General features: G+C 59.6%; 12 protein-coding genes. 10 read left to right on the top strand and 2 right to left on the bottom strand.

The annotated features are described in order from the left end of the window. Nucleotides 1-19 precede the first annotated feature (19 nt). The 7 genes from ACWHXD_RS29835 to ACWHXD_RS29805 all read left to right on the top strand — a co-directional run bounded on the left by ACWHXD_RS29835 (nt 20) and on the right by ACWHXD_RS29805 (nt 4,966). Entirely contained in the window at nt 20-163 is a 144-nt protein-coding gene (locus ACWHXD_RS29835) for a hypothetical protein (protein ID WP_177345157.1), read from the top strand. A 135-nt stretch (nt 164-298) separates the two neighbouring features. Continuing rightward, entirely contained in the window at nt 299-892 is a 594-nt protein-coding gene (ssuE, locus tag ACWHXD_RS29830; protein WP_020301824.1) for an NADPH-dependent FMN reductase, read from the top strand. A 97-nt stretch (nt 893-989) separates the two neighbouring features. Further along, nucleotides 990-1,958, top strand: coding sequence for a sulfonate ABC transporter substrate-binding protein (locus tag ACWHXD_RS29825; protein ID WP_138762034.1), 969 nt, complete (start codon nt 990-992; stop codon nt 1,956-1,958). A 26-nt stretch (nt 1,959-1,984) separates the two neighbouring features. Next, nucleotides 1,985-3,133, top strand: coding sequence for an FMNH2-dependent alkanesulfonate monooxygenase (ssuD, locus tag ACWHXD_RS29820; RefSeq protein WP_003195260.1), 1,149 nt, complete (start codon nt 1,985-1,987; stop codon nt 3,131-3,133). A 9-nt stretch (nt 3,134-3,142) separates the two neighbouring features. After that, entirely contained in the window at nt 3,143-3,928 is a 786-nt protein-coding gene (gene ssuC, locus ACWHXD_RS29815) for an aliphatic sulfonate ABC transporter permease SsuC (protein WP_003195258.1), read from the top strand. After that, entirely contained in the window at nt 3,925-4,731 is an 807-nt protein-coding gene (ssuB, locus tag ACWHXD_RS29810) for an aliphatic sulfonates ABC transporter ATP-binding protein (protein WP_032894631.1), read from the top strand. Before ssuC ends, ssuB begins: the two co-directional genes overlap by 4 nt. A 19-nt stretch (nt 4,732-4,750) precedes the next feature. Next, nucleotides 4,751-4,966, top strand: coding sequence for a TOBE domain-containing protein (locus ACWHXD_RS29805; RefSeq protein ID WP_003176783.1), 216 nt, complete (start codon nt 4,751-4,753; stop codon nt 4,964-4,966). A gap of 513 nt (nt 4,967-5,479) precedes the next feature. On the opposite strand, the gene ACWHXD_RS29800 is transcribed toward ACWHXD_RS29805, so the two are convergent. Further along, nucleotides 5,480-6,109, bottom strand: coding sequence for a TetR/AcrR family transcriptional regulator (locus ACWHXD_RS29800; RefSeq protein ID WP_003195254.1), 630 nt, complete (start codon nt 6,107-6,109; stop codon nt 5,480-5,482). A gap of 231 nt (nt 6,110-6,340) precedes the next feature. After that, complete coding sequence (locus ACWHXD_RS29795; RefSeq protein WP_003195252.1) at nt 6,341-7,717, bottom strand: glutamine synthetase family protein; 1,377 nt, start codon at nt 7,715-7,717, stop codon at nt 6,341-6,343. 597 nt (nt 7,718-8,314) lie between these two features. Between ACWHXD_RS29795 and ACWHXD_RS29790 the strand changes: the two genes are divergently transcribed. From ACWHXD_RS29790 to ACWHXD_RS29780, 3 genes are all read left to right on the top strand, one after another. After that, nucleotides 8,315-9,673 (top strand): glutamine synthetase family protein, encoded by a 1,359-nt coding sequence (locus tag ACWHXD_RS29790; protein WP_003195249.1) that lies wholly within the window; start codon nt 8,315-8,317, stop codon nt 9,671-9,673. 108 nt (nt 9,674-9,781) lie between these two features. Next, nucleotides 9,782-11,146 carry an aspartate aminotransferase family protein gene (locus ACWHXD_RS29785; protein WP_003195247.1) on the top strand — a complete coding sequence of 455 codons (1,365 nt, stop codon included), beginning with the start codon at nt 9,782-9,784 and terminating at the stop codon, nt 11,144-11,146. A 168-nt stretch (nt 11,147-11,314) separates the two neighbouring features. Then, nucleotides 11,315-12,424, top strand: a complete 1,110-nt coding sequence (locus ACWHXD_RS29780; RefSeq protein ID WP_138762036.1) for a polyamine ABC transporter substrate-binding protein — start codon at nt 11,315-11,317, stop codon at nt 12,422-12,424. Nucleotides 12,425-12,611: the final 187 nt, after the last annotated feature.

Here is a 12,611-nt window from a genome sequence, read left to right as displayed (position 1 = left end):
TCCCTCTGTAGGAGCGAGCTTGCTCGCGAAAAACGTCAACGATAACGCGTGGTTTCTGGATGAGCGCGGCGCCTATGAGTTTTTCGCGAGCAAGCTCGCTCCTACACAGCAGGGGTTTTCAGGCCGTTTCGACGGCCTTTTTTTTCGCCTGGCGATTGATTAAACACTTATGCATTTGTGGAATAAACAAATGAATAAATAAGATTTATAGATATATAAATCTGCTGATAAGGTCTATCCCATCTTGGCGCCATCGCCGTACAGCGAACCGCCGACACTTGCTCAAGGAATCTCCTGCATGCTGGTCGTAACACTTGGAGGCAGCCCCAGCCAGCGTTCCCGCTCTGGGGTCTTGCTGGATAAAACCCGTCAGTGGCTGCAACAGCAAGGCGTGGAAGTGGTGAGTTACCAGATACGGGACTTCCCGGCTGAAGACTTGCTGCACGCGCGCTTCGACAGCCCCAAGGTCATCGACCTGCTGCAACAAGTCGCCAATGCCGACGGCTTGGTAATCGCCACGCCGGTGTACAAGGCGTCGTTTTCCGGGGCGTTGAAAACCGTATTGGACCTGCTGCCGGAGCGTGCTTTGGCCCATAAGGTGGTATTGCCGATGGCGACCGGCGGCAGCATCGCCCACATGCTGGCGGTGGACTACGCCCTGAAGCCGGTGCTGTCGGCCCTCAAGGCCCAGGAATTGCTCCACGGTATTTTTGCCGAAGACAGCCAGATCGCTTATGGCGAAGGCAGCGTGCAGGCGCAACTGGTGCCGGTACTCGAGCAGCGTCTGCACGAAGCCCTGGAGCAGCTCTACAGCGCCATGGCGCGCCGGCCAAAACCGCTGGACCCTGACGTATTGAATGAACGTTTGTTGAGTGCTCGCTGGAGCATCTGAGCCTCACCCCGAAAAGCTGGAAACCCTCACCTTACTCAGCCGACAACGGCCAAGCAGGTGCAGCCAAAACCCTAATCGCACAGTTGGAGAGAGCGCCATGCGCACTGTCATCTTGCGTCGTGGTCTGGTCGCACTCTTTGCTGCGGCTGTGTCCTTCGGCGCCATTGTTCAAGCTCAAGCCGCCGAGACCTTGCGGATCGGTTATCAGAAGTACGGCACCCTGGTGCTGCTCAAGGCCAAGGGCACCCTGGAAAAACGCCTGGCCGCCCAAGGTGTGCAGGTGCAGTGGACCGAGTTTCCCGGTGGCCCGCAATTGCTTGAGGGCCTGAACGTCGGCTCCATCGACTTCGGCGTTACCGGCGAAACCCCACCGGTGTTTGCCCAGGCGGCTGGCGCCGATCTGCTCTATGTCGCCTACGAACCACCCGCACCTACCAGCGAAGCGATCCTGGTGCCCAAGGACTCGCCGATCAAATCGGTGGCCGAACTCAAGGGTAAAAAGGTCGTGCTCAACAAAGGCTCCAACGTGCACTACCTGCTGGTGCGTGCCCTGGAAGACGCCGGCCTCAACTACACCGACGTGAAGACCGTATTCCTGCCGCCCGCCGATGCCCGTGCCGCGTTCGAGCGCGGCAGCGTGGACGCCTGGGTGATCTGGGACCCGTACCAGGCCGCCGCCGAGAAGCAACTGCAAGCGCGCACCCTGCGAGACGGCACCGGGATTGCCGACAACCATCAGTTTTACCTGGCCACCAAGCCCTACGCCGAACAACACCCGCAAGTGATCAAGGCGCTGGTGGAAGAAGTGCGTGCGGTAGGCGAATGGTCCAAGGCCAACCCCCAGGAAGTGACTGACCAGGTCGCGCCACTGCTCGGCCTGCCGGCAGATATCACCCTCACGTCGGTGAAACGCCAGGGCTATGGCGCGCTGTTTTTGACCCCGGCAGTGGTCGCCGCCCAGCAGAAAATCGCCGACAGCTTCTACCAACTCAAATTGATCCCCAAGCCCTTGAGCATCAAGGACGTGATCTGGACGCCACCCGCCGCGGTTGCCAAAGCGCCGTAATCCGACTTCATTCAGGAGACAACTCCATGAGCCTCAATATTTTCTGGTTCCTGCCCACCCACGGCGACGGTCATTACCTTGGCACCGCCGAAGGCGCCCGCGCTGTCGACCACGGTTACCTGCAACAGGTGGCTCAGGCCGCTGACCGCCTGGGTTTCGGCGGGGTGTTGATCCCTACGGGTCGCTCCTGCGAAGACTCCTGGTTGGTGGCCGCTTCGCTGATCCCCGTGACCCAGCGCTTGAAATTTCTGGTTGCCCTGCGCCCCGGGATCATCTCCCCGACCGTGGCCGCGCGCCAGGCCGCGACCCTGGATCGCCTGTCTGGTGGTCGTGCGCTGTTCAACCTGGTCACCGGTGGCGATCCGGAAGAACTGGCCGGCGACGGTTTGTTCTTGAGCCATGAAGAACGCTACCAGGCGTCGGTGGAGTTCACCCGCATCTGGCGCCGTGTGCTGGAAGGCGAGACCGTGGACTACGACGGCGAGCACATCAGCGTCAAAGGCGCAAAATTGCTCTACCCACCGATCCAGCAGCCACGCCCGCCACTGTATTTCGGCGGCTCCTCCGAGGCCGCCCAGGACCTGGCGGCCGAACAGGTGGAGATGGTGCTGACCTGGGGCGAGCCGCCGGCAGCCGTTGCGGAAAAAATTGCGCAAGTACGCGCCAAGGCCGCAAAACTGGGGCGCACGGTGCGCTTTGGCATTCGCTTGCATGTGATCGTGCGCGAAACCAATGACGAAGCCTGGAAAGCCGCCGACAAACTGATCTCCCACCTGGACGACGAGACCATTGCCCGCGCCCAGGCGTCCTTGGCGCGCTTCGATTCGGTGGGCCAGCAACGCATGGCAGCCTTGCACGGCGGTAGCCGTGACAACCTGGAAGTCAGCCCCAACCTGTGGGCCGGCGTCGGCCTGGTACGTGGCGGCGCAGGGACGGCGCTGGTCGGCGATGGCCCAACGGTTGCGGCGCGGGTCAAGGAGTACGCGGACCTGGGTATCGATACCTTTATCTTCTCCGGTTATCCACACCTGGAAGAGTCGTATCGGGTGGCGGAGCTGTTGTTCCCGCACCTGGATATCGAACGTCCCGAGCTGCCCAAAAGCGCCGGCTACGTCAGCCCGTTCGGCGAGATGGTCGCCAACGACATCCTTCCCAAAGCTGCGTCACAGAGCTGAGGCGCCGTTATGGACTTAGAAAAAATCAGCCATCGCGTGGCGCCCTGGGTGCTGCCGATCTTATTGCTGGCGGTGTGGCAGTTGTCGGTGTCGGCGGGTTGGTTGTCGACGCGCATTCTGCCAGCGCCGAGTGCAGTGATCGAAGCCGGGGTTAACCTGGTGGTCAGCGGCGAAATCTGGACGCACCTGGCCATCAGCGGCTGGCGCGCCGGCCTGGGTTTTGTGATCGGTGGCAGCATCGGCTTGGCCCTGGGCTTTATCACCGGGCTGTCGAAGTGGGGCGAACGCTTGCTCGACAGCTCCGTGCAGATGATCCGCAACGTGCCGCACTTGGCGCTGATTCCGCTGGTGATCCTGTGGTTCGGCATCGATGAGACCGCGAAGATTTTCCTGGTGGCTCTGGGGACCTTGTTCCCGATCTACTTGAACACCTACCACGGCATCCGCAATGTCGACCCGGCACTGGTAGAGATGTCGCGCAGCTATGGCTTGTCCGGTTTCAGCCTGTTCTGGCAAGTGATCCTGCCGGGCGCGCTGCCGTCGATTCTGGTGGGGGTGCGCTTCGCCCTGGGCTTCATGTGGTTGACGCTGATCGTGGCGGAAACCATCTCGGCCAGTTCCGGCATCGGTTACCTGGCGATGAATGCCCGTGAATTCCTGCAAACCGACGTGGTGGTGCTGGCCATCGTCATGTACGCCATCCTCGGCAAACTGGCCGACCTCGCAGCCCGTGGGCTGGAGCGTGTGTGGCTGCGCTGGCACCCGGCGTACCAAGTCAAAGGAGGTGCAGCATGACCGCTCAACAACCTCCGCGCTTGTTGAAGGGCATCCCGCTGGCGGTGCGCAAATTGCGCAAGGCCTTTGGTACCCGCGAAGTGCTCAAAGAGATTGACCTGCATATTCCCGCAGGGCAGTTCGTGGCTGTGGTTGGCCGCAGTGGTTGCGGCAAAAGTACCTTGCTGCGCCTGTTGGCGGGGCTGGACAACGCCAGTGGCGGCGAGCTGCTGGCCGGCTCCGCGCCACTGCACGAAGCGATTGAAGATACGCGGTTGATGTTCCAGGAAGCGCGCTTGCTGCCCTGGAAAAAGATCATCGACAACGTCGGCCTGGGACTCAGCGGTGACTGGCGCCCCAAAGCGCTGCAAGCGCTGGAAGCGGTCGGCCTGGCCGAGCGCGCCAATGAATGGCCGGCGGCGTTGTCCGGCGGCCAGAAACAGCGCGTGGCACTCGCCCGGGCGTTGATCCACCAGCCGCGCCTGTTGCTGCTCGATGAGCCGCTGGGCGCACTGGATGCCCTGACCCGCATCGAGATGCAGCAACTGATCGAAAACCTGTGGCGCAAGCACGGTTTCACGGTGTTGCTGGTGACCCACGACGTCAGCGAAGCCGTGGCGATTGCCGACCGCGTGATTCTGATCGAAAACGGCGAAATCGGCCTGGACCTGACCATCGACCTGCCACGCCCACGGGCCCGTGGCTCACACCGCCTGGCGGCGCTGGAAGCCGAAGTGCTCAACCGCGTGCTGTCGCTCCCCGGTTCCCCACCGGAACCCGAACCTGTTTCACCGCTGCCGACGCAATTGCGTTGGGCTCAATAACCCACACAGGAAAAACACCATGACGATTAAAGCCATCAACGTGCGTAACCAGTTCAAAGGCACCATCAAGGAGATCGTGGTCGGTGACGTGCTGTCGGAAATTGACGTGCAGACCGCGTCCGGCATTGTCACTTCGGTGATCACCACCCGTTCGGTCAAGGAGTTGGAGTTGGTGATCGGCAGTGAGGTGATTGCCTTTGTGAAGTCCACTGAGGTGTCGATTGCCAAGTTGTGATTTTCACCGCCCTTGAGAGCGCTATCGCAGCGATGCGGCGACCCGACAAGCCAGCTCCCACATTTGAATGTATTCACATATCAAAATGTGGGAGCTGGCTTGCCTGCGAAGACGGCCTAACAGTCAATATAGTTGGACCGTGTACATATCCATTCCTGCGGTAACGGCCACCTAGGGTTCCGCCCTGACGGCGGCTCACTTTTGAAAAGCGCAAAAGTAAGCAAAACGCTCTTGCCCCACCACTCGGCACCTCGCTTAGGCTCGGTGTGCCCGAACACAGGCTTGAATCCGTGGGCCGCCGCCACGCGCCATCCATGGCGCGGGGCGGCTAACCCGGCGTCCTGCCGGGTTACCCACGAATTCAAGCCTGCGTTCGGCCAGCGTGGTTTAACGGGGCGCCTAAGATCAAAAGCAGATCAAGAGCGGCTCGCTTCGCATCGTGGTTGCCGTTGAACGCTACAGAGTTGTGTCGATACCCATGCTGCGATGAGGCCGGCCCAGACAACACCGCATTCAGCGCTTGGGCAGGTAGGCCGGCAAATAAAGCCCCACATACGCATCAAACACCCGCATCCCTTCCTCCGCCATGCGCGGCGTAATCAGCCCATGCTGATGCACCGAACGCGCGTACACGCGGTCGCTCAACTCCAACGCCAGGGCAAACACATCCACGTCGCTCGGTAGCGTTGGCACTTCAAAGTGGCGATTGAACACCGCCAGCATCAAGTCGCCCAATTCAAGATCATGCTGGCGATCAGCCTGGGTCACTTCGGTCAACCCATGCTGGGCCAGGATCAACTGGCGTGCCGCGGCATCGTTGCTGTAGATGCTGAGCATGCGTTGTTCGACGATGTAGGACAGGTCGCGCCAATGCTTGAGCGATTCATGCTCGATGGGCGCCTGGATGGCAGCGCGAAAGGCCGCGTGAATGTCAGCGGTCAACGCCTCCAGCAACGCCGGCACACTGGCGAAAAAGTGGTACACCGACGACGGCGGAATCTGTGCCCGTTCGGCCACGCTGTAGATCGACAAACTCGCCACGCCTTCGGCGGCCAGCAAGGTGCGGGCGGCGTCGAGGATCGCGTCGATCCGGGCCTGGCTGCGGGCGCGGGGTTTGCGAACAGTGGCGGGGCGGGTGGTCATGGATGTCTCCTACAAGGCAGTGGGCATTGTATGAGTAGGAAGGTTGTGTTGTCTGCCAAGCCGCCTTCGCAGGCAAGCCAGCTCCCACAGTGGATCGCATTTCAAGGTTGGAACTCGGTCAAAGGTGGGAGCTGGCTTGCCTGCGATGAGGCCAACCCGGTTTCCCAAAATAAACCCATAAAAAAACGCCACTGACCAAAATCAGCGGCGTTCTTTTATTGCAGCAACCGCTTACACGGTATGCAGGTACCAGTTGTACTCAAGGTCGGAGATGGAGTGTTCAAACTCCTCCAGCTCACTTTCCTTACAGGCGACGAAGATATCGATGTATTTAGGATCGATGTACTTGGCCATCACCTCGCTGTCGTCCAACTCGCGCAGGGCATCGCGCAGGTTGTTCGGCAAGCTCTGCTCGTTCTGCTCGTAGCTGTTGCCTTCCACCGGAGCGTTCGGCTCGATCTTGTTGGTCAGGCCGTGGTGCACGCCCGCCAATACCGAGGCCATCAGCAGGTAAGGGTTGGCATCGGCGCCGGCCACGCGGTGTTCGATACGCACGGCATCGGACGAGCCGGTGGGTACGCGAATCGCCACGGTGCGGTTATCCAGGCCCCAGCACGGCGAGTTCGGCACGTAGAACTGTGCGCCGAAACGACGGTAGGAGTTGACGTTAGGGCACAGGAACGCCATTTGGGCGGGTAGGGTCTCCAGCACACCGCCGATCGCGTGACGCAATGCGGCGTTCTGCTCGGGATCCTCGCTGGCAAAGATGTTCTTGCCGTCCTTGTCCAGAATGGAGATGTGTACGTGCAAACCGTTGCCTGCCTGGCCTGGGTAAGGCTTGGCCATGAAGGTGGTGTCCATCTCATGGTCGTAGGCGATGTTCTTGATCAGGCGCTTGAGCAGTACCGCGTAATCGCAGGCCTTGATCGGGTCGGCAACGTGGTGCAGGTTCACTTCGAACTGCGCCGGGGCACTTTCCTTGACGATGGCGTCCGCCGGGATGCCTTGCTCCTTGGCACCTTCCAGAATGTCCTGGAGGCAGTCGACGTATTCGTCGAGGTCGTCGATCAGGTAGACCTGTGTCGAGTGCGGGCGTTTGCCGGAGATCGGCGAGCGGGGCGGTTGTGGGCGGCCGTTCACGTTCTCCTGGTCGATCAGGTAGAACTCAAGCTCGAAGGCGGCGCAGATGGTCAGACCGAGGTCGTCAAACTTGGTAACAACTTGGCGGAGCACTTCGCGCGGATCGGCGAAGAAAGGTTCACCTTCAAGTTCGTGCATGGTCATCAGCAGTTGCGCGGTAGGGCGCTTTTGCCAGGGTTCATTGCACAGGGTGTCGGGGATTGGATAACAGATTCGGTCAGCATCACCGATGTCCAGGCCCAGGCCGGTGCTTTCCACCGTAGAGCCGTTGATATCCAGGGCAAATAAAGAGGCAGGCAGGTTAATGCCCTTCTCGTAAACCTTGTGGAGGCTGGTGCGTTCGATGCGCTTACCGCGCACCACACCATTCATATCCGCAATTAGAAGGTCTACGTACAGAACCTCAGGATGATCCTTAAGGAACGCGTTCGCTTCGTTAAGCTGAACGGCACGCGGGGGTACCGACATGATGCAACACCTTTGTTGTTAAAAATATCAATCATTGATCTTTTCTGGTTTCAGTCAACCCGAACGGCCTGCCGAAGTCAAGCGAGGCATTTTTTGCCCTAAAAAAGCGCCATGAAGGCTTTTTTGCGGGGTTTTGGGGCGGTTTTTTGGGTTTGAGGGGCTTGGGACCTGCAGGCTTGAGCGGGCCGTGTAGGATTTTTTACGGGGGTGTTGTGTAAAAAAATGAACAAGGCTAAGCTCGATTCAAACCCATAACAGCAATAATACCGGGGTGCTTCATGTTTCACCTGCCGCCAATCGGCGTCTGCGCCTGCTCCAGCCAGGCTTTGTCCGCAGCTCGTTCGCCCCGTGTGAATGCCCAGGCACCGGCCAATATTCTTGACGGCCCTGCCGATCTCCTTTTTGCCATCTCCTACGCCACTGACCGGGCCTCATCCGCCGTGCCGATCATAATTGCGCACAACTTTGGCCTGAGGAATGCAACCCATGAGCAAATGGCAGGTAAGCTCCTACCCTGAATGAAAAAACGACGCGGATGCTGCGTCAACCAACGCCTGGCCTTTAATGGATGCCAGGAAACCCAGCCCAGAGGCATTTATGAGTAACAACCTCGACCAGCTCACCGATTGGTTGAAAGACCACAAGATCACAGAAGTCGAATGCATGATTGGCGACCTCACCGGTATTACCCGGGGCAAGATCTCGCCGACCAACAAGTTCATTGCCGAAAAAGGCATGCGCCTGCCCGAGAGCGTTCTGTTGCAGACCGTGACCGGCGACTATGTCGAAGACGACATCTATTACGAATTGCTCGACCCGGCCGACATCGACATGATCTGCCGCCCCGACCAGAACGCGGTATTTCTGGTGCCGTGGGCCATCGAGCCGACCGCCCAGGTGATCCACGACACCTACGACAAGCAAGGCAACCCGATCGAGCTGTCGCCGCGCAACGTGCTCAAGAAAGTCCTCAAGCTCTACTCCGATCGCGGCTGGCAGCCCATCGTGGCGCCAGAGATGGAGTTCTACCTGACCAAACGCTGCGAAGACCCGGACTTCCCGCTGCAACCGCCGATTGGCCGCTCCGGCCGCCCGGAAACCGGTCGCCAGTCCTTCTCTATAGAAGCGGCCAACGAATTCGACCCGTTGTTCGAAGACGTCTACGACTGGTGCGAACTGCAGGAGCTGGACCTGGACACGCTGATCCACGAGGACGGCACCGCGCAGATGGAAATCAATTTCCGTCACGGCGACGCCCTGTCCCTGGCCGACCAGATCCTGGTGTTCAAGCGCACCATGCGTGAAGCCGCGCTCAAGCACGACGTGGCCGCCACCTTCATGGCCAAGCCCATGACCGGCGAGCCCGGCAGCGCGATGCACCTGCACCAGAGCATCATCGACATCGCCACTGGCAAGAACGTCTTCTCCAATGAAGACGGGACCATGAGCCAGCTGTTCCTCAATCATATTGGTGGCCTGCAGAAATTCATCCCTGAATTGCTGCCTTTATTCGCCCCCAACGTGAACTCGTTCCGCCGCTTCCTGCCCGACACCTCGGCGCCGGTAAATGTGGAATGGGGCGAAGAAAACCGCACCGTCGGCCTGCGCGTACCGGATGCCGGCCCGCAGAACCGCCGCGTGGAAAACCGCCTGCCGGGCGCCGACGCCAACCCGTACCTGGCGATTGCCGCCAGCCTGTTGTGCGGCTACATCGGCATGGTCGAAGGCCATAACCCGAGCGCGCCGGTGGTGGGCCGTGGTTACGAGCGGCGCAACCTACGCCTGCCGTTGACCATCGAAGACGCCTTGGAACGCATGGAAAACAGCAAGACCATCGAGAAATACCTGGGGCAAAAATTCATCACAGGCTACGTCGCGGTCAAGCGGGCCGAGCATGAAAACTTCAAGCGCGTGATCAGTTCGTGGGAGCGGGAATTCCTGCTCTTCGCCGTCTGATGCGCCGGGCGCGCCCTTGGAGGGCGTGATCCCCGTAAATGACGGCCGTCATTTACGGGGATCACGCCCTCCAGGCGCGCCCTTCACTGAAAAGTCTAGGAGATTGGTATGTCCAGCAACAACCCGCAAACCCGTGAATGGCAAGCCTTGAGCAATGATCACCACCTGGCGCCGTTCAGCGACTTCAAGCAATTGAAAGAGAAAGGCCCAAGGATCATCACCAAAGCCCACGGCGTTTACCTGTGGGACAGCGAAGGCAACAAGATCCTCGACGGTATGGCCGGCCTGTGGTGTGTGGCGATCGGTTACGGTCGCGATGAACTGGCCGATGCCGCCGCCAAGCAAATGAAAGAACTGCCGTACTACAACCTGTTCTTCCAGACCGCACACCCGCCGGTATTGGAGTTGGCCAAGGTCATTTCCGATGTCGCGCCGGCCGGTATGAACCACGTGTTCTTCACCGGCTCTGGCTCCGAAGGCAACGACACCATGTTGCGCATGGTCCGCCACTACTGGGCGATCAAGGGCCAGCCCAACAAGAAAACCATCATTGCCCGCAAGAATGGCTACCACGGCTCTACCGTGGCCGGCGCGAGCCTTGGCGGCATGACCTATATGCACGAGCAGGGCGACTTGCCGATCCCGGGCATTACCCACATCGCCCAGCCGTACTGGTTTGGCGAAGGCGGCGACATGAGCCCCGAGGAATTCGGTGTGTGGGCCGCCAACCAGTTGGAAGAGAAAATCCTGGAGCTGGGCGTGGACAACGTCGGCGCCTTTATTGCCGAGCCGATCCAGGGCGCCGGTGGCGTGATTGTGCCGCCTGCCACGTACTGGCCGCGCATCAAGGAAATCCTCGCCAAGTACGACATCCTGTTTGTCGCCGACGAAGTGATCTGCGGTTTCGGCCGTACCGGTGAGTGGTTCGGTAGCGATTTCTACGACCTCAAGCCGCACATGATGACCATCGCCAAGGGCCTGACCTCGGGCTACGTGCCCATGGGTGGCCTGATCGTGCGCGACGAAGTAGTGGCGGTGCTCAACGAAGGGGGCGATTTCAACCACGGCTTTACCTACTCCGGTCACCCGGTCGCTGCGGCCGTGGCCCTGGAAAACATCCGCATCCTGCGCGATGAAAAAATCGTTAACCGTGTGCACGAAGAAACGGCACCGTATTTGCAGAAACGTCTGAGGGAACTGGGCGATCATCCACTGGTGGGTGAAGTACGCGGCGTCGGTATGCTCGGTGCGATCGAGCTGGTGCAGGACAAGGCCACGCGCAAGCGTCATGAAGGCAAAGGCGCCGGCATGATCTGCCGAACCTTCTGCTTCGAAAATGGCCTGATCATGCGCGCCGTAGGCGACACCATGATCATTTCGCCGCCACTGGTTATCAGCAAGGCTGAAATCGACGAGTTGGTGACCAAGGCCCGTCACTGCCTGGACCTGACTTTGGCTGCCTTGCAGGGCTAAGTGCTAGGCTCAGTGCGCGGTGTACTGGGCAGTTACAAATGCAGGGGCTTTGGTTGAAAGCCGGCCCCTGAACTTGCCAGACTGTCGCCCTGTTTTGTTGCCCTTCGGTTGGGCCGTAAAACATACAACGCTTGTGGCCCAAAAAAGAAAAAATTGGAGCATCACCAAATGAAGGCATTAGGTTTAAAGAACGCTGGCAAGACCCTCCTCGCCTTGTCGCTGATGGGCGCAATGGCGGGCGCGGCCCAGGCAGACAGCAAAGTGCTGCACGTCTACAACTGGTCCGACTACATTGCACCGGACACCATCGCCAACTTTGAAAAAGAGTCGGGCATCAAAGTGGTGTACGACGTTTTTGACAGCAACGAAACCCTGGAAGCCAAGTTGCTGGCAGGCAAGTCCGGCTACGACATCGTCGTACCGTCGAACAACTTCCTCGCTAAGCAGATCAAGGCCGGTGTCTATCAGGAGCTGGACAAGTCCAAGCTGCCTGCCTACAGCAACCTGAACGCCTCCCTGCTCAAAGCCGTGTCGGTCAGCGACCCGGACAACAAGCACGCCTTCCCGTACATGTGGGGTTCGATCGGCATCGGCTACAACCCGGAGAAGGTCAAGGCTGCGCTGGGCGTGGACAAGATCGACTCGTGGGATGTGCTGATGAAGCCAGAGAACATCGCCAAGCTGAAAAGCTGCGGCGTGAGCTTCCTCGATTCGCCGACCGAAATGCTGCCGATTGCTTTGCACTACCTGGGCCTGCCGACCGACACCCAGAAGAAAGCCGAGCTCAAGCAGGCTGAAGACCTGTTCTTGAAGATCCGTCCTTCGATCGGCTACTTCCACTCCTCCAAGTACATCTCCGACCTGGCCAACGGCAACATCTGCGTGGCCGTGGGTTACTCGGGTGACATCCAGCAGGCCAAGTCCCGCGCGGCTGAAGCCGGTGGCAAAGTCAAAGTTGCCTACGACATTCCGAAAGAAGGCGCCGGCAGTTTCTTCGACATGGTTGCCATCCCTAAAGATGCCGAAAACGTCGACGCTGCCTATGCATTCATGAACTACCTGCTCAAACCTGAAGTGATGGCGAGCATCACCAACAGCGTGCGTTTCCCGAACGGTAACGAGAAGGCCACCGCACTGGTAGACAAAGACATCACCAGCGACCCGGGCATCTACCCGGCCGCTGATGTGCAGGCCAAGCTCTACGCAATTGCTGACTTGCCGGCCGCTACTCAGCGTGAAATGACCCGTAGCTGGACCAAGATCAAATCCGGTAAATAACGCACAAACCTGTAGGAGCGAGCTCGCTCGCGAAAATCGTCAACGATAACGCGGGGCCTCTGATAGCCCGCGTTGCCTGTGAGTTCTTCGCGAGCAAGGGCTAGCCGCCCGCCTCGCTCCTACAAACAGCGGCAGCCGTACAGAAAATAAATGACAGAAAGTTTTGCCGGATCGGTTTATCGACGGT

The organism is Pseudomonas fjordensis, assembly GCF_976987115.1.
This window is presented reverse-complemented; position numbering and strand designations above follow the sequence as displayed.

Excerpts from the sequence above, each read along its gene's own strand:
- ssuD (WP_003195260.1), top strand. The coding sequence starts at position 1,985 with ATGAGCCTCAATATTTTCTGGTTCCTGCCCACCCACGGCGACGGTCAT.
- ACWHXD_RS29805 (WP_003176783.1), top strand. The coding sequence starts at position 4,751 with ATGACGATTAAAGCCATCAACGTGCGTAACCAGTTCAAAGGCACCATC.
- ACWHXD_RS29790 (WP_003195249.1), top strand. The coding sequence starts at position 8,315 with ATGAGTAACAACCTCGACCAGCTCACCGATTGGTTGAAAGACCACAAG.
- ACWHXD_RS29795 (WP_003195252.1), bottom strand. The coding sequence starts at position 7,717 with ATGTCGGTACCCCCGCGTGCCGTTCAGCTTAACGAAGCGAACGCGTTC.
- ACWHXD_RS29780 (WP_138762036.1), top strand. The coding sequence starts at position 11,315 with ATGAAGGCATTAGGTTTAAAGAACGCTGGCAAGACCCTCCTCGCCTTG.
- ssuE (WP_020301824.1), top strand. The coding sequence starts at position 299 with ATGCTGGTCGTAACACTTGGAGGCAGCCCCAGCCAGCGTTCCCGCTCT.
- ssuC (WP_003195258.1), top strand. The coding sequence starts at position 3,143 with ATGGACTTAGAAAAAATCAGCCATCGCGTGGCGCCCTGGGTGCTGCCG.
- ACWHXD_RS29825 (WP_138762034.1), top strand. The coding sequence starts at position 990 with ATGCGCACTGTCATCTTGCGTCGTGGTCTGGTCGCACTCTTTGCTGCG.
- ssuB (WP_032894631.1), top strand. The coding sequence starts at position 3,925 with ATGACCGCTCAACAACCTCCGCGCTTGTTGAAGGGCATCCCGCTGGCG.
- ACWHXD_RS29800 (WP_003195254.1), bottom strand. The coding sequence starts at position 6,109 with ATGACCACCCGCCCCGCCACTGTTCGCAAACCCCGCGCCCGCAGCCAG.
- ACWHXD_RS29785 (WP_003195247.1), top strand. The coding sequence starts at position 9,782 with ATGTCCAGCAACAACCCGCAAACCCGTGAATGGCAAGCCTTGAGCAAT.